This is a genomic window from Mechercharimyces mesophilus (assembly GCF_059818345.1).
This window is the reverse complement of record NZ_JCBAPH010000003.1, coordinates 274,268-293,648: the sequence shown is the minus strand read 5'-3', so window position 1 is coordinate 293,648 and position 19,381 is coordinate 274,268. Positions and strand designations below refer to the sequence as shown.

Here is a 19,381-nt window from a genome sequence, read left to right as displayed (position 1 = left end):
TATAATTGATTACAGTGCAATGATAAGTGCCAAATACAAAATATTGTAAAGCAAATAACACTGGAGGTAGTATTAGATGGAGTTGCACAAAAGACTAAAAGAACTGAGGACTCAAAAAGGTTGGTCACAAGAGGAGGTCGCTGGTAAGATAGGTGTTCATCGAGTTACCTATGGTCAATACGAAAGAGGAGTACGGAAGCCTGATTATAAGCAGTTAGTTAAAATTACTGACCTATACGATATTTCTCTAGACTCCCTACATGGGAGGAACAGTGAGGAAAGAAATGTACGAGAAATGATAAATCAAAATGACCTTCATTGGGATGGGGTCCCTCTTACAGGTGAGGATCTACGAAAACTAGAAGACTTTTTATCATGGGTCATACGGGAGAGGCTTCCCCAATGGGAAGAAATACAAAAAGAAAAAAAACCATCCAATGATAAAAAGGACCTATAGCAGTTTATTGAGGTCTGAAGCTGAAATCAAACCAACATTCACCATATGCTCGCATAATGTATGTACGTTCTTATTTTGTTTTTTAACGCCAATGGAAGTCGCTATCTCTTCAAAATGCTTTATGGCTTCTTCCTTGTGGAATTTTTCATCGTCACTATTCTTCGGACTCAATCCTTTACTCAATTGTGAACTCCCCTTACCATATATTTTTATATTATATTAAATCATCATTGAATAAACCTCAGACTTTGTTATACATTCAGAAAAAATGAGAGACAGCGTATTGATGTTTCACTATTGATACTATTAGTTTATGTCTCATATAACAGCGAATCAATACCCAATTATTCACGATAGGAAATGAACATCCACTAATAGGAAATAAGCGGATCATTTAAATTTATACTATTTGATAATTCTAAGTTGTTGATTGTTCATATTTTTTTTAATAAACACTTGAACAAACCTAGTATGGAATGTATTATTGATAATGAAGTGAACTATTTAACAAATTTGTTAGGATGGTGAAATCAAGATGGTCAAATCTATTTTGGATAACCTCTCCCCTCGCGAAGCCGGCGAAATTGTGAAAGTTCATCGAAAAAGGAATGGTCTATCAATGGATAACCTCAAAAGGCCGAACCTTTCAAAAGGGACAATACATAACATTGAAGCTGGACTCCCAAGCCATCGGACTCATGAATACTATGACGCATTAGAGAAAGAAACCAACCTAACAGCTAACGATATAGCCTTATTACAAGCAGAAAGAGCGTGTGTAAGAAGCAAAATCATGGTCATTGAATCTATGATCGATTCATCCCTGTTACCGGATGCATTTGGAATGCTTTCATCCATTGAGGGCGAATTTTACGAAGACAAAGTAATATTCTTAAAAGGGAAGTGCTTTCATGGGATGAAGAAGTATAATGATGCTGAAAAAGCCTTTAGGAAAGTAGAAGCCGCGAATAGTTCCAGTCAAGATTTAAAAGCCCTCTGCCTAAATTACCTGTGTCTTGGAAGTTATGCAAAGAACGATTTAAGACAAGCTTTAGTTTTTTTGGATTCAGCAATCGAGTACTTTAATGGACAAGAATACCCAGATTACGATCTTAAATTATTTCGTAACAAAGCCGTTCTATTAAACAGATTGAATAGACAACATGAAGCCATGAGAATTATACTGAGTGTGTGGGATAGAGCCTCTAAATGCAAATTCATCGACACACTCCTCAATTTGTATGAGCTTCGAGTGGACATATTGATAAGCAGAGGCGATTTTAGTGAAGCAATAAGAATTGCGGAGGAAGGCATTGAAATTTCTAAGGAGAACAGAAATATAGATCGGTTAATCGGTCTACTTTCCGATATCGGTCTCATTTCTCTAAAATCAAATGATCATGCTCAAGCAGAACTTTTCCTCTCCACTGCTCTGAACCTGGAGGAACAATCAATAGAACGTCGCGTGCTCGTTCAAACGTACATCTATTTGTCACTTCTTTCCTCTAAACAAAACAAGCGCAAGGAGGAAATTTCCTATCTTGATCGAGCAGTTGAAATAGGAGAGAATGAAGGGGACTTATTCAGACTCTGTGATGCATTGGTTGCAAAAGGTGACCAGACAATAAAAGATGATCCCAACCAAGCAATAAACTTATACAAGAGAGCCCAACAAATCGCATTTGAGAATCGGTACACCGACAAAGAGCGCAATGCAATAATTCGTTTGTCTGCCACTGCTAAAAAGTCGGGAAAAACAAATGATTACCATTCGTTCACTTCTCGACTGTTTGAACTTTCCAGAGAAACTGATAATGAAATGGAGGAAATTCTATGCGAAAATGGATTATAGTCATAATCTGTATTTTTGCTGTATTGATCTCTGATACCGCTACTATCGATTTTAGTTCACCCGATTCTTACAGCGCAGTCAAGACTCCTCCTATCCAAAAAGATCCCCAACCCGGAGGATAAAATGGACTATCTCTCCCACCTAATGGGTGGGGTTTCTTATTGCCCCCATCCTATTTATAGTATATGGTTATACTAATTAGGAGGTGATTTCATGAAAGGGCACGTTCGCAAAAGAGGAAAAAAATGGTGTTTTGTCCTTGATGTTGGACAAGATCCTGAAACAGGAAAGAGAAAACAAAAGTGGTTCAGTGGTTTCGCAACAAAAAAAGAAGCTGAACGTGGTATGATAGACAAGATTGCAGAGATCAACAAAGGCGATTATGTTGAGCCCTCAAAAATGAGTTGTAAAGAGCTTTTCGAAGCATGGTTAGATGGTTATGCAAAGCACCAAGTAACACCGAAGGCTTTTATCAACTATAAACAAGCTCTTCATTCTTATATCATTCCACGAATTGGTAACGTTGAGATTGAAAAGATTACTTCTATACAATTACAAACATTATTTTCTGACCTACTTGAAAACGGGAGACTTAATGGAAATGGAGGATTGTCCCCTAGCTATGTCCAGACAATATTCCACCCTTGTCGGGCCGCCTTCACTTGGGCTATTAAAATGAAAATCCTGAGCAAAAATCCCTTCGATTCCGTTGTTCCACCTAAGAAGCGAAAAAAAGAAATAACAACATGGTCAAAAGAAGAGGTCGATCAGTTCCTTGCAGGAATTAAAGACCATCGGCTATATGCTTTCTTTTATCTCGCAATAAGTACAGGTATGAGAAAAGGGGAGCTATTAGGTATAAAATGGGGAGATATAGACTTCAGTCAAAGAAATCTAAGCATCAGACGCACTGTCCAACGAAGGACAGGACATTCGATTGAAGTAAAAGAAGGAGGAAAAACAGCCTCCAGCATCAGATCCATTCGATTATCAGAAGGAACTATTCAAGTGTTGAAAACTCATCGTACAAAACTGGTACAAGACATGTTCATGCTGGGAATTCGAGATATTGAATGGGTTTTCCCAAACTCTCTAGGGAAGCTCCTTGAACCGGTAAGTGTAAACAGTCAATTTGAAAGAATGATTAAGAGGACAGGAGTTCCGAAAATTAGATTCCATGATCTACGCCATACACACGCAACACTTCTCCTCCAGCAAGGTGTCCATCCAAAAATAGTTAGTGACCGGCTTGGTCACTCTAAAATAAGCATGACACTGGACACTTACTCTCATGTCATCCCCAACATGCAACAAGAAGCCGCAGATATGTTTGATGCCATGTTCAAAACGACTTGATTATATTCGTTTGCATTTCGTTTGCAAAAGTGTCAGGGAAATATATAAAAACCTTTTATTATCAACGATCGTAGCTTTCTATTGAACAAATGAGTTATATGATCTATCAGATGCCCGATCTGGATCACCGACGCACACAAGCCCGTTTCGTACGAGATTGCGCGGATATATGTTCACTTATGGTCCAGTTCGTCGCACGCTGCAGTTACTTCTCTCGTCAGTTAGCCGAGTGCTGTGCCTATATATGCGACCAGTGTGCTCAAGAATGTATGAAATTCCCTGACTCTGCCTCTCAACATTGTGCAGCGATCTGTTGCCAATGTGCGCAGGAATGCCGTCAATTCGCCCATTACTACCGATAAAAATAAAAAGAGGATAGACGGAAATCCTTGAGGAAGGACAAAAACCCCACCCCCTACTCCGTTGTGGAGTTGTGGAGCCGTCAAGATCCCTTCCTCATCCCATCTTCTTCAAAGAACAGGTCAGAAAAGATTCCTAACGAAAACAACGAGGTACTTGTTAGAAAGAAAACTTCTCTTAAAACCACCCTTGCTTCATCGCATAAATGGCCGCTTGGGTCCGATCATGTACGTTTAGTTTGCTAAGAATGTTGCTTACATGCGTTTTTACCGTCTTCTCCGTAATATGTAACTCCGCCGCAATCTCCTTGTTGCTCTGCCCTTCCGTAATCTTCTTTAGCACCTCTTGCTCACGCGGGGTGAGGGCTTCGTGGCCTTCTGTCTTGTCCTCCGTAGCCTTGCTATCCGTCACATGGGTGAGAAGATGACTCATCGCCTGCGGGTGAATGGATGACTCACCACGATGTGCTGCATGAATGGCCCGTACCAGCTCTTCCGATTCCACATCTTTAATCTGATACCCCACAGCGCCTGCCCGAATGGCAGGCAATACCTTCTCCTGATCAGCAAAACTGGTCAAGATAATGACCGCAATTTGTGGATGAAGTTCTTTTAACCGTTTCGTCGTTTCGATTCCATCCATTTCTGGCATCATAATATCCATGAGAACCACATCAGGCTGAAGAGCCGTTACTTGCTCCAATGCTTCCTTGCCATTCCCCGCTTCTCCTACTACCTGTATGTCTGATTGTGTCTTCAAAACAAAGGACAAGCCCTTTAGAACCATGGGGTGATCATCCACCAGGAGTACCTTTATCATCTAAGCCTCTCCCTTTCTATATCTATTACCAGCTTGCACGCTACCTTGAGGATCTCTATGCGAAAAGAGAGAAACCTCGTCCCACTTCCTTCCCTAACCTTCCTTCCATGGAACCTGCACGTAAATTGTGGTTCCTTCTCCTTTTCGACTAGAGATCTCACACGTTCCTCCCATCAAACCCGCTCGCTCTCTCATATTGGAGAGCCCATACGATCCTTTTTCAGAAAAAGAAACGTGGTAATCAAAGCCAGTCCCGCCATCACAAATTTTAAGTTGAACATACTCCGGGAGGGAATAGTCCAATTCGATATCAACATTTTTCGTGTTCGCATGTTTGGCAACATTATTAAGAGCCTCTTGTCCCACTTTCCATAACCCTTCTTCGACCGAGCGGGGCAAACAGCGTCTCCCTTTCACTTGAAATGATAGGTGCAAACCTAGGTATTTTCCGTATTTATCTAATGAGGAGACGATGTCCTCTTCTATCTTATGCGGGTGCAGCTCCCATATCAACTCACGCATCTCATTCAGCGCTTCCCGTGCCATGGCTTGCATATCCATCAGGGCTTCTGTCAGATCTGATTCTTCTGTGGTCACGATCGATTTTGCCCCTTGCGCAGTAAGTAATAAGGAAAACAGTTTTTGATTTACAGAGTCGTGTAAATCACGAGCCAAGCGATTACGTTCTGCCGTCACGACCAAGTCTTTTTGTTTCTGTGCCAGCCGAGCGTTTTGGATAGCGAGACGCACATGATCCGCTAGCGCCTGTAATACCTTTTTTTCCGCTTCATCAAAGTGGTGCTGTTCTTCGGAGGCTATAAAAAGAACACCAATCTGCTCGACTCCTGGGATCGCAAGTGGAAGAGAAATGGAGGAGGAGTAGTCAGGAAGGAGCGCAGATAGCCTCCCAGATGAAGGAGTCCGCTTTTCTACCAATCGTTGTTCGATAAAAGCCTCACTCACCTCTTGCAACTGGTCGACTTTCACTCCCGCCTCAATGGTTTGCACTTCACCTCTCGCATATAACGTTTCAAAAAATAGCTTTTGCTCCCGATAGAGAAAAAGTGCCACCAATGGCCATGAGAACGTTTCCCCCACACTTTTCACCACTTGTTGTGGCAAACGATGCAGATCTGGCTCATTCCAGATAACCCGGCTCATCTGGTCCAACTGAGCATAGCTATCTGCTCGTTTCTGCTCTGCTAAATACAATTGCACCCTCTTGATTGCCGTACCAATTTGAAAAGCGACCGACTGCAACAACGTCAGCTCATCTTCTTGGAAGCGCTTTTTTCCCGGAGCAGCCACATTGAGAATACCAAACTTTTCATCCCCTGCCCAAATAGGAACGGAAGCATGGTGGGTAATCCCTTGGGTATCCCCCCAATGGTTTTTGGTTGCGTCTTCTAGTCGCTTACAAGACATGATATTGACTGCATGATGCAGGCGCCCATCCCAGTATTTGTCCAGGCACCAACACGATCCCGTACACATTGGGAAGCATTTGTCCCAAGTGAGGGCAGGCGGAAGGTTGTAACTCGTCACAAACTGATACTGATCTGCTTCATTGATTAAGAATATCCATCCCGTCGTCAATCCTGTCACTTGTAGCAACTCTTTCAAGACAGAAGAAAGCATCTGATCCAGGTCGTTGGATGCATTCAACGTTTCTGCAATCGCTTTTAGCGTCATAAGTTCCGTTTCCCGTATATGCTGACTCATCCACCTGATTCTCCTTTAAATGATGAAGAAGAGGGGCTCCTTTTCCCTCTTCTTGACCATCGACCCTGGTGATTTTATACTACCTTGTCAGAACAGATGATGCAACGAAACGAAAAGGAATTAGAGTGACTCAGTCCCCAATTATTGTGCCTACTCCTCCTCTTTAGAAAAGGACTCTCTATTCTTTCTTCGCTTCCGCCACCACCAGACAAACGGCAAACCAATTACGCTCAAGAATAGCAGTACCGGTACCGCTCCTACAAGAAAGACGGCCAACCCATGCAACACACGGCCGATTCCATTGATCGATTGAATGAAGGACCCTTCCAAATCGTCACCCAAATCCGTGCGGGGATCTTCTGGCTGTGGCGGGATCACTTCCGTCAATTGCAGCGTGATCGTAGACAAATCCACTTGATTATCTAGATAGCGAAGCCGTCCTGCTATTTGTTCGATCTCTACCTGTACTTTCCCTAGTTGTTCTGCTACTTTTAACGTGGCTTCCGTATCTTCTGCTTGCTCCATCAACTCAAGTAGACGCTTTTCTACCGCTTCTTTTGCCTTGAGCCGCGATGTTAAATCGACATACTCTTCAGAAACATCTTCTCCACGAACCGTCTGTCTCTCTACTTGGCCAATCTCCTCTAACTGTTTGAAAACATCCTCAAACTTGGCTTGTGGGATCCGCAACACCAGCGTGGCTTCAATGTTCTCTTCATTATGTGAAACGACACTATTCACCATGTACCCTTCGCTTGCCGCCGTTATCTGTTCAATCCGCTGTCGACTTTCCACAAAATCCTTTACGATGACGGACATATCCGCATGATAAATCACTTTATCTGGAGTCGCAGTAGCATTGGCTTCTTCGTTCGTCGTAGCGGTTCTCTCCCCTTCTACGCTCTTTTCTTCGCCGGAAACCTCTTCCTCGACTACGGCATCATCCAATTCTTCTACTTGGGCTATTTTCACCTGTTCTTCCATCTGCATCGACTGACTTTCTTCACCGTTGCTACAACCGGTAACCATTAGTGCTAGCAACAAACCGAAAATCCACCAGCGTTTCATCTCTCTTTCGCCTCCTGTGCATTCTTTACTCTTTAGACCCCTCTCTCTCCGTAAAAGTTGCAGTAAGGGTTGGTTTCTCCATTTTTCAGGAAAGGACTGCGGTTTTTTTGGATCTTGCCAAGGTCGGAGATGGGTGTTATGATAGTCGAAACTTAATAGTCTTTCTGAGTGTGAAGAGGCGCGAACGAGCATCAGTACCTTTTTCTGAGATGGCATCGAAGACGAAAAAGGGAAAGGGCCGTTTGCCGAAGTGAGTAGAGTGGTGCCCCCCTCTCTTGCTGGGTCGCTTTCTGAATAAGAAGCGGACTGCCACAGATCAATTACGTGGAGCGCTCGCATCAGGAAGAATACGTGAAAGAGCAAAGGACTCGAATAATCGTATTCATCCTTTGCTCTTTTTGTATTTATTTGGTGTGGGAAGCCCATGAATCATGGGAGGAAAAAAGATGTATTTGCACGGTAGCAGTCGTATTAATGAACAAGGACATTTAGAAATCGGAGGATGTGATGCCCTCGATCTCGCCAATCAGTATGGAACCCCGCTCTATGTTATGGATGAAGCGTTCATTCGCCAACGCATGCGCACATTCACGGAGGCCGCTCATCAAACAGGCCTTCCCTTTCAAGTTGCCTACGCAAGCAAAGCGTTTTCGACCATGGCGATTTATCAAATTGCGGAGGAGGAAGGACTTTGTTTGGATGTAGTCTCACAAGGAGAGCTCTACACGGCCCTGCAATCTGGATTCCCCGCTGAGCGCATCTATTTTCATGGTAACAATAAATCGCTTCGTGAACTGCAGATGGGGATCGACGCAAATATTGGTCGCTTTGTCGTCGATAATGAGGTCGAGTTGCGTACCCTTCAGCTCTTGGCTCAAAATAGCAGAAAGCAAGTAAAGGTGTGGTTGCGCGTTACTCCCGGAGTTACTGCCCACACCCATGAATACATTCAGACCGGACAAGAGGATTCTAAGTTTGGTTTTGACTTGGCTAGTGGACAAGCATACCAAGCTGCTCGCGAAGTAGACCGTGCCAGTCACTTGCTACTGGAAGGATTCCATTGCCATATTGGCTCACAAATGTTTGAAACGGAGGGCATGACGCTAGCTATATCACGGATGGCGGAATTAATGACCACTTGCCGCGAACGAGATGGCATCCAAACAAGCGTGTTAAATGTGGGTGGAGGATTTGGCGTTCGTTATACCGATCAGGACCAACCTCAGTCCATCCATTCTTATGTAGAAGCTATCGCCACTGCCGTCTATCATCATTTCCCCGCTGATCACAGACCACAGATATGGATCGAGCCAGGACGTAGCATCGTCGCAGAAGCTGGTACCACTCTATATACAGTAGGCACCATGAAAGAGGTTCCACAAGTCTGCAAATATGTAACAGTCGATGGTGGCATGACTGATAACCTCCGCCCCGCCCTCTATGGAGCCAGCTACGAGGCAATCGTGGCCAATCGCGCACTCGCAGAAAAGGAAGAAATCGTCACGATCGCTGGTAATTGTTGTGAAAGTGGAGATATCCTCATTAAAGACATTCAACTTCCCCCCATTCAACCAGGCGACATTATTGCGATTGGATGCACAGGGGCTTACCATTATTCCATGGCTAATAACTATAATCGTCAGTTACGTCCCGCCGTTGTTTTTGTCAGTGAAGGCAGATCGCGCTTAGCTGTGAAGCGAGAGTCGTTGGAAGATCTTTTGCGATTGGAGTGCCCACCTCAGAGGAAGGACAGCCCTACGAAGGAAGCGATCCGAGCAGGTTAGTAACCGCGCCTCCCTGTCTAGAGAATGATTTTACTGCAGTGGTCATTTCGATAAAAATCTCCAATTGATGAAACTTAATTTCATTAGATGTAAAATACACCGTTGAAGATAAGGGTGAAAGGTCACACTAAGAGTGTTTGGAAGATGGACGAGCGGTTTCTCCTTGAGAGACTCTGAGCCGTGGATCAGGCAGCGATAGGGAGAGATCGCCACCCATCAACCACGCTTCGATAGAACCTGAAGCTCCTATGCTGGTTGCTTTCATCCGGGGCGTGTGGCATCAACCATGTGGGTTTTCTATAAAGAATGTGTTTCAAATGAATATAAACGTATCTATTTGTCGCTAAAACAGCTATAATGGAGAAATCAACACTACTTTGTTACGCTCTCGTACGAAGAAGAGGTGGAATTTCGTCTTTTCTTCTGTTTTAGAAGCTCACTTATGACGAGGATATCCTCTGTTAACAAGTGAATAACTTTAGTACTCAAAACCGAGCACCTGGAACATTCCAGTTACCGCTCGACTAGGATAAAGGAACTTGATATGAACACGCCTTCAATCGTTCTTCCTTTTGGTTATTCACAAACAGTAGCTTCTACAACCTGCACAGGAGTTAATGCACTCCTGCTTTTTTATGAGATAGAGGAAAATAGGAAATGAATAAATAAGCAGGTGTTGGTAAGAAGTAATGGTTGATGAATATATTTGAAGGAGAACGATAACTTTGTCTACATCTACTTTATTTACTGAATTTGGCTTACAAGAAAATACGGTTCGTGCCCTGAGTAAAATGGGTTTTGAAGAGGCGACTCCCATTCAACAAGAGACGGTTCCGGTTGCATTGGAAGGAAAAGATCTGATCGGGCAAGCCCAAACCGGAACAGGAAAAACGGCAGCTTTTGGCATTCCGCTCATTGAAAAGATGGACACCATGAGTGGAGATGTGCAAGCACTCATCTTAACGCCAACCCGTGAATTGGCAATGCAAGTGGCAGAAGAGCTGAATCGCATTGGACAGTTTAGCAATGTACGCTCGCTTCCGATTTATGGAGGACAAGAGATCGGAAGACAGATTAAGTCTCTGAAAAAACGTCCACAAATCATTGTAGGAACTCCCGGCCGTCTAATGGATCATATGAGAAGACGGACGATTCGCCTGCATGCCATTGAGCAGGTCGTCCTCGATGAAGCGGATGAAATGCTCAACATGGGCTTCTTGGAGGATATCGAAACCATCCTAAAAGAAGTTCCAGAAGAGAGACAAACGCTCCTTTTCTCCGCTACCATGCCTAAGAGCATTCAGGAGCTCGCCACGAAGTTTATGCACGAACCGCAAAAAATCCGTGTCAAAGCAAAAGAAGTAACCATGCCCAAGATTGAACAGCATTACATGGAGGTTCGTCCCAAAGAAAAATTTGATGTCCTCTGTCGCCTGCTGGATATTCACTCCCCTGAACTGGCTATTATCTTTGCCCGTACCAAAAAGCGGGTGGATGAAGTAACAGAAGGCTTGATCAGCCGTGGCTATTCAGCAGAAGGAACCCATGGGGACCTTACTCAATCGAAGCGGGATCGCGTCTTGCGCCAATTCCGTGAAGGCAACATTGATTTCCTCGTTGCAACGGATGTGGCTGCGCGTGGACTCGACATCAGTGGCGTTACCCATGTCTACAACTTCGATCTTCCACAAGATCCAGAGAGCTATGTGCACCGGATCGGGCGCACCGGACGTGCGGGTAACATCGGGCTAGCTACTTCTTTTGTCACCCCACGCGAAATCGATCACTTGCATCTAATCGAACGCACGACCAAGCGTAAAATTGATCGCAAGTCCGTTCCTACGTTTGCAGCTGCAGTCGAAGGACAACAACAAGTAACTGTGGAAAAGCTGATGTCTACCATCGAGAAAAACGACTTCCACACATACAGTGCACTCGCCAAGGATCTCTTGGAAGAAACAGACGCAGCCAGCTTGTTGGCAGCAGCCTTGAAATTATTAACAAAAGAACCTGACGCGACACCGATACAATTGACCGAAGAACCGCTCCGTAGCAAACGTTCTTCCTTCTCCAAAGGAAAAGGCCGGGGTGGCGGTGGACGAGGCAAATCAGGCCATCATCGTTCGCGTCCCCCTCAAAAACGGGGACAAGGCCGCGGACAAAATCGCAATCGGAAACGGCAAGCTTAATCACTCCATCGTGACACTCTTTACTTGCGCGAAAGCGAGGACCCTAGGGTCCTCGCTTTTTAATATGGAACACATAAATCAGAGAAGAGTAGCCACCCGGGCTACTCTTCTTCACTTTCCATAATCGGTAGACGAACATGACTCGGATACTGATCACTGTGATAGATCGTTTGCTCGACCGACACCGCTTCCTCATCTTCGTATGGGTTTTCTCCTGTATTCAGGTTGGGAAAAGCAACAAATTTGCTTGAAGAAGTAAGCATACAGCGTATGCGGTGCCCCTTCGCAAAGGTATGAGCCACATTCTGCATATACATCTCGTATTTCTCTACTTTTCCTGGTGTTAATAACTGTGGCTGATCAAACCCTTGCCGATACTTTGCACGCAGAATATAGTCCGAAAGACGAATGGAATGACCCTCTTCGTCCACATCACACAACGTTACCACCCAGTCGGTATCCCGTCCTGTACTGGCTGCATAAAAGACTGCCTCCAACTCTCCCGTCACGACCATTTTTTTTGCTAAGGGCTCACTTGTATAGACGAGCGTATCATGACGCAACTCGTGCCTTGCCATATTCTCCGGTTCCCGTTCACCACTAAAGGTCATGGGTTGTTTCGGGTCATACGGAAAAGTATCCTTATCCGATGTGCCTTTCCTATTGACACCTAATATCCCATCACCAAAGCTGGAGTTGGCCCCACCATTACTTCCTAAATAAAACGGTGTCACCGTCGCTTCATGTGGCGTCCAATCGGATGACGTACGCCATTTATTTTCCCCAACCACGTAGTAGGTCGCACGTGGTTCTTCATCGATTCCATTTTCTTTTCCTTTTAAATACCGATCAAACCAGCGAAGAATCTGCCGATCATAATCATAAACAACTGCATCGTTACTAAATTTCATTCCCGCGTAATCCCTTGCTCGATTGGGGCGATGCTCCCACGGGCCTAACCAAATTTTCCTGCCTGGAACATCGTGTTCAGTCAGCATCCGCCATGTTTCCGAAACACCTGGGGTATCGCCATCATACCAACCCGAAATGACAAACACAGGGGCCGTCACCTGATCCCCTCTCTCAGTCAAGGTGCAATTTCTCCAGAAATCATCATACTCGGGGTGTTGACTCCATATGTCCCACGGACCTGAGTCTTTCCCAATCACTTGCTTCGGGATTTCCTTAATGGGACGTGTATCGACCACTTCCTCTACATCCACTGCCTCGCCAGCAAAGATGCTAAAATCCGTCCGCGGTCCCACCGACTGGGCTAAGGTCCAACTAAGTAAGGGCCAGGAGCATACCGTTCCGCCACGACGAACGGTATCAATAAAGGGAGAACCTACGTTTACTTCATCCACGACCGCTTTCAAATTGGGGTGACCACTCGTCGCCGCCGCCACAGCCGTATAACCTAGATAGGAAGCCCCCCAGATCCCTACATTTCCATCCGACCATACCTGAGAAACAATCCAATCAATCGTCTCCCGACCATCTTCTCTTTCATAATAGAAGGGGACCAATTCTCCCTCAGAGTCGGCTCTTCCTCTCACGTCTTGATTAACAACAGCGTAACCTTTATTTACCCAGTGAAGGTAGAAATCCTTCTTGTCATTGCGATCATAGCATGTCCGAATTAAAATAGTGGGAACCTGTTCCTCGATTCCTTCCGGAAGATAAACATCTGTAGCTAAACGAGTTCCATCACTCATCGGCACCATAAAGGTACCCAAGTCATTGATACCGTAGCTCGGTTGTGACAATTCCAGGTCATCGTATTCAGACAGAGGGGTTAGACTTTCCATTCCCTCCTGCACCAAGACTTCCATTCCCGAGCGACTCGGACAAACAAAGGCGATGATGCGTCCATCCAACGTCACCACATCGAGTGCGGTTTCCATACGATGCGCCCACACCTGTGACTGAAGTGGCTTCCCTTGTACTTCTGCTCGATAGTGGAGATGCTTCTCATAATGATCTCCACTCTCCAAAGTGACTTGCTCCCCGTACCAAGACGCCGTCGTATAGTCGTTTAAGTCCCGCTGAATCTTCTCAAAGGGGATGGTTGAGTTCAGTGTTGACGGCAATGCATCTTCCTTCATTTGTGTCCGTTGCCGTGGTTCCATACGTGCATAAAAAATGTTCTCCTTCGTAAAACGCACCTTTCCTCGATAAACACCTGCAAAGTAATAACAAAACGAAAGAGATGGTTTCTCTGTCTTCATTCCCCTTTCCCTCCTACTCACCTTTTTGTTTAGCTTTTCCTCACCCACACACTTGTTCAAACACACGCAGCCAATTTCCACCTACTATTTTCTGAACCTGCTCATCCGTATATCCTCGATGGATAAGACCACGAGTCAGATTAATAAAACGGCTATAGGTTTCCAATCCTTTCACGGTCTCTGTTGAGGGCCCGTCCCCCTTGGCAAAACCCAATGTATGAGCTACATGTTCTTTAAAGTATATCAGGGACCACGTCACATCACTCATCGGCCAATCCGTGCCAATACCAACATGGTCCACACCCACAAGTTGGACCAAGTAATCGATATGGTCCAGTACATGATTTACCGTCGTCTCTTGCGGATCGTGATGAACAAACCAGGGCATAGCAAACACCCCGATAACACCGCCGGTATCCGCTATCGCACGGAATTCCTGATCACTTTTACAGCGCATATGGGGATAAATGTTCTCTACTCCCGTATGGGAAGCGATTACTGGCTCCGTCGAGTAGTGGCAGGCATCCAGCGTCGTCTGTTTGCCACAATGACCTGTATCTACTAATATTCCCAGTTGATTTAGGCGTTGGACAAACTGAATACCAAAATTCGTCAAACCCGCATGGGAGTGCTCCGCACAGCCAGCCCCGACAAAATCTTGTTGATTATAAGTTAGTTGCAAGATGCGAAGTCCGAAATCATAGAGAGAGTTGAGCAAAGAGAGATCTTCTCCTAGGCCAACCGTCTCTTGGGCTGTTATAATCCCCACATGCATTTGCTTCCCTTTAGCCAGACGTATATCTTCCGCTCTCCTTGCTTTCATTAACCAAGGGAAGGCGTCAAACTGAGCTTGGACCTCCGCCATGCTTTTGATGATAGCCTGGGGGTTCTTCATATCCAACTCGCGGTTCCCCGCAGTAATCCCTGACTTTGCCCATTCTTCATGGAATTGTGGTAGCTCCCCGGTACGAGCCATTTGCAGAAGCATTTTTTGTGGCATGCTGCTATAAGTAAGTGGATCATGAAGATAAGGCTCACAAGCCTTCTTTATTTGTTCCGAAACGGCTTCGGGAATTGCCGCTGGAGAGAGCGGGCCTTGGAATAAAAGATCAATGATCGTACTTTCTTCATGAAGCGCTTGCGCTCGTTTTTCTTCTTGTTCACTTAAACCAAAAGGAAAGAGACATTTACCTCGATCATTCATATTTACCCTCCAACATATCTCATGCTCATCCATTCGCCTGTTCTAACTGCTTATAAATATAATGTGCGACACTCAAGTCTTGGACAGCCAAGCCCAATGACTTAAATAGTGTCGTCTCTTCTGAAGAGGCTCTTCCTTTCATTTTTCCTATGATCAGATCCCCCAACTCACCCAATAGATGATCTTGCGTAATGACGCCTTCCGTTAGTGGATAAAGGTAATCTCCTGATTCGTTAACGGCGGATTCCACGCGGTCAACAATCAACTGCGCCCGCTTCACCAAGGAAGATTCTAGCTCTCGATCCTGTGCTTGGCACGCTCCCACCGCATTGATGTGTGCTCCTCGCTTCACCCACGCCTCCTTTAAGATCGGCTCTCTGGAAGCTGTCACTGTACAGATAATATCTGCGGGCTCAACGGTTTCTTGGATGGAAGCAAAGAGGTGAATGGGTACATTGACCCGGCTTTGCATCTCCTCTTGCAAGCTTTGTGCGTTGGTCCGGTTTCGTCCCCACACTCGAATTTCTTTAATCGGCCTCACTTGTAAAATCGCCTCGATATGGCTTCGTGCTTGTGTTCCTGTGCCTAAGATACTAAGTACGCTAGCCTGCTCACTCGCTAGGTAGCGGGTCGCCACAGCACTGACAGCCGCCGTTCGTATCGTTGTGATCTCTTCGGCATCTACCATGGCTTTGCGCTCCCCCGTCTCGGCATCAAATAATAGAATCATGCCTTGATGAGATGGCCTTCCTTTCGCATGATTTTCTGGGAAAACGGTGATGATCTTCGTTCCCACCACTTGCTCTTCCTGCAGAAAGGCAGGCATCAATCCCATCACATTGCGTTCATGAATGGGAAAGACCGAACGCAACGACTGCCTCGCTTTTCCTGTTGCTAAATCTGCCAGCACCTTCTCCATTAAAGGAATGCATGCCTCCATTGACAAGAGACGTTTCACTTCCGATTGCTCAACCATTCTCATACGTTTGTCACCAGCTTCTATCAATATTTCGATTTACGAATTATTTTAAACCATTTCTGTAGCACAAGTCTAGACTCGTATACCCCAAAAGATAAAGAGAGGCCTCTCGGCCTCTCCACAAATCAAGTCTACCTTATCCTATCATCTACTTTTTATTCTCTTCAATAAAACCCCACTTATGCCGATATCGTTTCTTGCTGATCTTTATTTAGTCGCTGCTTCTTGGCCTTACGGAAATGGAATAGCTCATACACTACAGGGATAACGATCAATGTAAGGAGTGTCGCAACCGACAACCCACTAATTACAACCATCGCTAATCCTTTGGAAACCAAGCTACCTACCGCTTCATCCATAAAGAGGAGAGGGAGCAAAGCACAGATGGTCGCCAAGGCCGTCATCAAAATCGGGCGAAGACGAATCGCTCCTGCTTCCAACAAAGCTTCACGAATGTTCATCGTTTCTTCGTTCTGCTTCACTTTATCGATAAAGACAATCGCATTGGTCACAACAATTCCAATGAGCATCAATGCCCCAATCATCGCGCCAATGTCCACGGAGATTTGCGCAATAACCAGACCAGCGACAGCACCCACCAACGCCAGTGGTAAGGTAAACAAGATAACCAACGGTGCACGGAAGGTACGGAAGGTCATCACCATCAAGAGGTAGACAATCGCAATGGAGACGAGCATCACTTGAAACAACTCGGTGAACTGTTCACTCTGTTCATCTGTCGCCCCACCGGTGCTCAGTTCCACACCCTCTGGCAGATCAAACTCCTTTTTCTTCTGCTCTAGTGCTAATGCCACCTCTGACAGCCGTTCGCCATCCGCCTTCACGCTAACACGAACATACTCTTCTCCATCTTTTCGCAGGATAGAACTCGGTTCGTCGGCTTGCGTGATATCGGCTATCTCAGACAATTTGCTGATGCCTGTAGCGGTAGCAATGGGTAGTTCCGCCAAGTCAGACTCTTTCTTCAGATCGGAAGTAAGGTCAAGCATCACACTTGTCTCTTTCCCCTCTATTTGCATGGTCCCAATCGGGAAAGGTTGAAGCAACGCTTGAACTTGTGCTGCAATCTCTTGTGGGTTCGCCTGATTCACATCTACTTCCACGGAATATGTCGGCTTGCGTTCACCTACATTGCTACTCACCTTCTCCACACCATCTATTTCTGCTACTTCTTTTTCAATTGTTTGGGCTGCCTCTACTAACTCATCTGCATCGCCACCAGACAAATCCAGGTCAATGGTACTATTTCCTCCCCCGGTCATGGAAATCAAGAAAATCTGAAACTCACCCTCGGGGAATTGTTCCGTTTCTTTTTCTAACGCTTGCTGGATTTTCTCCGTGTCCGCTCCATCTTCCATCGTAATAAAGTATTCCACAGCATTTTTTTCTTTGACCATGCCCCATTGCGCATCTTCCGGATTGGAACCGATCAAAAGGTTGACATGCTCAACCCCTTCTTGGTCTTGCAAAAATTCCTCCAACTGAAACGATTCCTCTTTTACTTCTTCAAAAGGCTTGATGTTGGGGTACTCCACCATTACCGACAAGTCATTATCCGACGCTTCTTGTACCCCTTGCGGAATTTGCGTATACATGAACAGCGAACCGATAAAGAGAGCGATCGCAATCGTTAGCGGAAGCCATTTGTGATTGAGGCTCCAGGTAAGTATCTTTTTGTAGCGAACAGGTTGCATCTTCTTCTGCTTTTTTCCTTTACGTAAAAGCCCCTTGCTCATCAGAGGGACCACGATAATGGCTACCAACAGTGAGGAGATGAGGGAGTAAGTAATCGTCAAGGAAAAGGGAAGTAAGAACTCTTGCATCGACTTCACCAAGCCAATTGGCAAGAATACCACAACGGTCGCTAATGTAGACGATGTGATGGCGGAAGCCACTTCTTTGGTGGCATCAATCACCATTTCTTTCGTAATGTCTTCTGTTTGCGCTCGCCGATAGATATTCTCGATGACCACAATCGAATCATCCACCAATCGACCCACGGCAACAGCCACTGCTCCCAGCGTCAAAATATTAAGCGTAATCCCTGATAAGCTGAGCAGGAACAGCGTCATACCGATCGAAAGTGGAATACTGAGAATAGAGATTAACGTCATCCGTATATTTCTTAAGAATAAAAAGATGATGATAGTAGCGAAGAGTGCTCCTAGTAACACTTCTTTCATCATGCTATTCACCGAGTTCACAATAAAATCGGAGAAGTTAATCAGGGTGGTCATCGTCAGCTCTGAACCAAACTCATCATTGATGGTGTCCATCGCCTTTACCACTTCATCACCCGTAGCCACTGCATTGGCACTGGCCTCTTTCTGCATGATGAGCGTGATGGCATCTTTTCCATCGATGCGAGTAATAAATTCTTGCTCCTCGCCTTGTGAAATGACCTTTATTTCAGCGATATCTTTCAGCTTCGCTTGTTCCGTCACATTCAGGTTTTTTAAATCTTCTACTCCATCTAATTCGCCTACTACCTTGATATTGGCGGTTTGGTTATCAATCGTATCACTACCCACTGCAACCGCTAGATTCTTTCCTGCCAACAAAGCCTGCAGTGCTTCCACTGGTACTTGATACTGTGCTAATTTCTCTTTATCAACATTGATTTGTACCTGTGTAGTTTGTTTACCATACACCCCGACATTGGCCACGCCATTGATCTCCTCAAAGCGAGGAATCACTTCTTTTTCAACCGTTTCCATCCCCTCACGCGTAATCTCACCAGGGAAAGAAACACCCAACTGCCACAGGGGAATCATGTCGGTATTCAGCTGCGAAACAGCTGGCTTTGAATATCCTTCTGGTAAAGATAGCGCCCCCACCGCTTTCTCCACCTCACGGGTAACTTCGGATATATCGGCATCACTTTCCACGTAAATATCGATTTTCGAATAGCCGTCCGCTGAGGTTGACAAGACATTGGTCTTTCCCTTCACGGTATTAACGGCCTCTTCTAACGGATCAGTCACTTGACTGGCCATGGAATCGGAATCCGCCCCTGCTCCAAACACAACCACATTAATCAGCGGTTGATTCGCCGAAGGAAGAAATTCACGTGGTAAAGTAGCATAACTCATCGCCCCCAATACAAGAGCAATCACAACCATGACAATGACAGCCGCACGATTTCTAAAAGCCCATTTCGTCAACCAAGTAATCATGTAAACGTTCTCCTTTTCATTGAGTAGTACCATTCGCTTGGTTTACCGACAACACACTTCACTGCCCACCACTCCATCGTATCAGTAGGCAACCCATCTTACCATCACTTTTTTCTTAAATATTCCTTAACAAAAAATATTTACAATCTAGATGAAATAACATAAT

Annotated in this window: 14 protein-coding genes and 1 riboswitch; of the genes, 6 read left to right on the top strand and 8 right to left on the bottom strand. The window is 45.2% G+C overall.

Annotation, left to right across the window (positions count from 1 at the left end):
- Positions 1-76 precede the first annotated feature (76 nt).
- Positions 77-457, top strand: a complete 381-nt coding sequence (locus tag AC6RGY_RS11185; RefSeq protein WP_499863019.1) for a helix-turn-helix domain-containing protein — start codon at positions 77-79, stop codon at positions 455-457.
- Here AC6RGY_RS11185 and AC6RGY_RS11180 read toward each other — a convergent pair.
- A complete protein-coding gene (locus AC6RGY_RS11180) occupies positions 452-640 on the bottom strand; it encodes a hypothetical protein (RefSeq protein ID WP_499863017.1) in 189 nt (62 codons plus the stop codon). The genes AC6RGY_RS11185 and AC6RGY_RS11180 overlap by 6 nt on opposite strands.
- Before the next feature lie 352 nt (positions 641-992).
- On the opposite strand from AC6RGY_RS11180, the gene AC6RGY_RS11175 reads away from it, so the two are divergent.
- The 3 genes from AC6RGY_RS11175 to AC6RGY_RS11165 all read left to right on the top strand — a co-directional run bounded on the left by AC6RGY_RS11175 (position 993) and on the right by AC6RGY_RS11165 (position 4,027).
- On the top strand, positions 993-2,309 hold the full coding sequence (locus tag AC6RGY_RS11175; RefSeq protein ID WP_499863016.1) for a tetratricopeptide repeat protein: 1,317 nt from the start codon (positions 993-995) through the stop codon (positions 2,307-2,309).
- 213 nt (positions 2,310-2,522) lie between these two features.
- Complete coding sequence (locus AC6RGY_RS11170; RefSeq protein ID WP_499863014.1) at positions 2,523-3,665, top strand: site-specific integrase; 1,143 nt, start codon at positions 2,523-2,525, stop codon at positions 3,663-3,665.
- Between the two features lie 89 nt (positions 3,666-3,754).
- Entirely contained in the window at positions 3,755-4,027 is a 273-nt protein-coding gene (locus AC6RGY_RS11165) for a four-helix bundle copper-binding protein (RefSeq protein ID WP_499863012.1), read from the top strand.
- A 175-nt stretch (positions 4,028-4,202) separates the two neighbouring features.
- On the opposite strand, the gene AC6RGY_RS11160 is transcribed toward AC6RGY_RS11165, so the two are convergent.
- The 3 genes from AC6RGY_RS11160 to AC6RGY_RS11150 all read right to left on the bottom strand — a co-directional run bounded on the left by AC6RGY_RS11160 (position 4,203) and on the right by AC6RGY_RS11150 (position 7,634).
- Positions 4,203-4,844, bottom strand: coding sequence for a response regulator (locus AC6RGY_RS11160; protein WP_499863009.1), 642 nt, complete (start codon positions 4,842-4,844; stop codon positions 4,203-4,205).
- A gap of 93 nt (positions 4,845-4,937) precedes the next feature.
- On the bottom strand, positions 4,938-6,566 hold the full coding sequence (locus tag AC6RGY_RS11155; RefSeq protein ID WP_499863006.1) for a GAF domain-containing sensor histidine kinase: 1,629 nt from the start codon (positions 6,564-6,566) through the stop codon (positions 4,938-4,940).
- Between the two features lie 150 nt (positions 6,567-6,716).
- Positions 6,717-7,634, bottom strand: a complete 918-nt coding sequence (locus AC6RGY_RS11150) for a DUF4349 domain-containing protein (RefSeq protein ID WP_499863004.1) — start codon at positions 7,632-7,634, stop codon at positions 6,717-6,719.
- A 165-nt stretch (positions 7,635-7,799) separates the two neighbouring features.
- A riboswitch (Lysine riboswitch) is annotated at positions 7,800-7,976 on the top strand.
- A gap of 104 nt (positions 7,977-8,080) precedes the next feature.
- Here AC6RGY_RS11150 and lysA point away from each other — a divergent pair.
- Positions 8,081-9,418 (top strand): diaminopimelate decarboxylase, encoded by a 1,338-nt coding sequence (gene lysA, locus AC6RGY_RS11145; RefSeq protein WP_499863002.1) that lies wholly within the window; start codon positions 8,081-8,083, stop codon positions 9,416-9,418.
- A 725-nt stretch (positions 9,419-10,143) separates the two neighbouring features.
- A complete protein-coding gene (gene cshA / locus AC6RGY_RS11140) occupies positions 10,144-11,607 on the top strand; it encodes a degradosome RNA helicase CshA (RefSeq protein WP_499863000.1) in 1,464 nt (487 codons plus the stop codon).
- A 101-nt stretch (positions 11,608-11,708) separates the two neighbouring features.
- On the opposite strand, the gene AC6RGY_RS11135 is transcribed toward cshA, so the two are convergent.
- From AC6RGY_RS11135 to AC6RGY_RS11120, 4 genes are all read right to left on the bottom strand, one after another.
- On the bottom strand, positions 11,709-13,835 hold the full coding sequence (locus tag AC6RGY_RS11135; protein WP_499862997.1) for a CocE/NonD family hydrolase: 2,127 nt from the start codon (positions 13,833-13,835) through the stop codon (positions 11,709-11,711).
- Between the two features lie 40 nt (positions 13,836-13,875).
- Entirely contained in the window at positions 13,876-15,039 is a 1,164-nt protein-coding gene (locus AC6RGY_RS11130) for a dipeptidase (RefSeq protein ID WP_499862995.1), read from the bottom strand.
- Positions 15,040-15,064: 25 nt separating this feature from the next.
- A complete protein-coding gene (locus AC6RGY_RS11125) occupies positions 15,065-16,021 on the bottom strand; it encodes an ornithine cyclodeaminase family protein (RefSeq protein ID WP_499862993.1) in 957 nt (318 codons plus the stop codon).
- A gap of 176 nt (positions 16,022-16,197) precedes the next feature.
- Positions 16,198-19,215, bottom strand: coding sequence for an efflux RND transporter permease subunit (locus tag AC6RGY_RS11120; RefSeq protein WP_499862991.1), 3,018 nt, complete (start codon positions 19,213-19,215; stop codon positions 16,198-16,200).
- Positions 19,216-19,381: the final 166 nt, after the last annotated feature.

Coding starts and splice junctions, on each gene's coding strand:
- AC6RGY_RS11185 (WP_499863019.1), top strand. CDS start 77: ATGGAGTTGCACAAAAGACTAAAAGAACTGAGGACTCAAAAAGGTTGG.
- AC6RGY_RS11175 (WP_499863016.1), top strand. CDS start 993: ATGGTCAAATCTATTTTGGATAACCTCTCCCCTCGCGAAGCCGGCGAA.
- AC6RGY_RS11170 (WP_499863014.1), top strand. CDS start 2,523: ATGAAAGGGCACGTTCGCAAAAGAGGAAAAAAATGGTGTTTTGTCCTT.
- AC6RGY_RS11165 (WP_499863012.1), top strand. CDS start 3,755: ATGAGTTATATGATCTATCAGATGCCCGATCTGGATCACCGACGCACA.
- AC6RGY_RS11160 (WP_499863009.1), bottom strand. CDS start 4,844: ATGATAAAGGTACTCCTGGTGGATGATCACCCCATGGTTCTAAAGGGC.
- AC6RGY_RS11155 (WP_499863006.1), bottom strand. CDS start 6,566: ATGAGTCAGCATATACGGGAAACGGAACTTATGACGCTAAAAGCGATT.
- AC6RGY_RS11150 (WP_499863004.1), bottom strand. CDS start 7,634: ATGAAACGCTGGTGGATTTTCGGTTTGTTGCTAGCACTAATGGTTACC.
- lysA (WP_499863002.1), top strand. CDS start 8,081: ATGTATTTGCACGGTAGCAGTCGTATTAATGAACAAGGACATTTAGAA.
- AC6RGY_RS11135 (WP_499862997.1), bottom strand. CDS start 13,835: ATGAAGACAGAGAAACCATCTCTTTCGTTTTGTTATTACTTTGCAGGT.
- AC6RGY_RS11130 (WP_499862995.1), bottom strand. CDS start 15,039: ATGAATGATCGAGGTAAATGTCTCTTTCCTTTTGGTTTAAGTGAACAA.
- AC6RGY_RS11125 (WP_499862993.1), bottom strand. CDS start 16,021: ATGAGAATGGTTGAGCAATCGGAAGTGAAACGTCTCTTGTCAATGGAG.
- AC6RGY_RS11120 (WP_499862991.1), bottom strand. CDS start 19,215: ATGATTACTTGGTTGACGAAATGGGCTTTTAGAAATCGTGCGGCTGTC.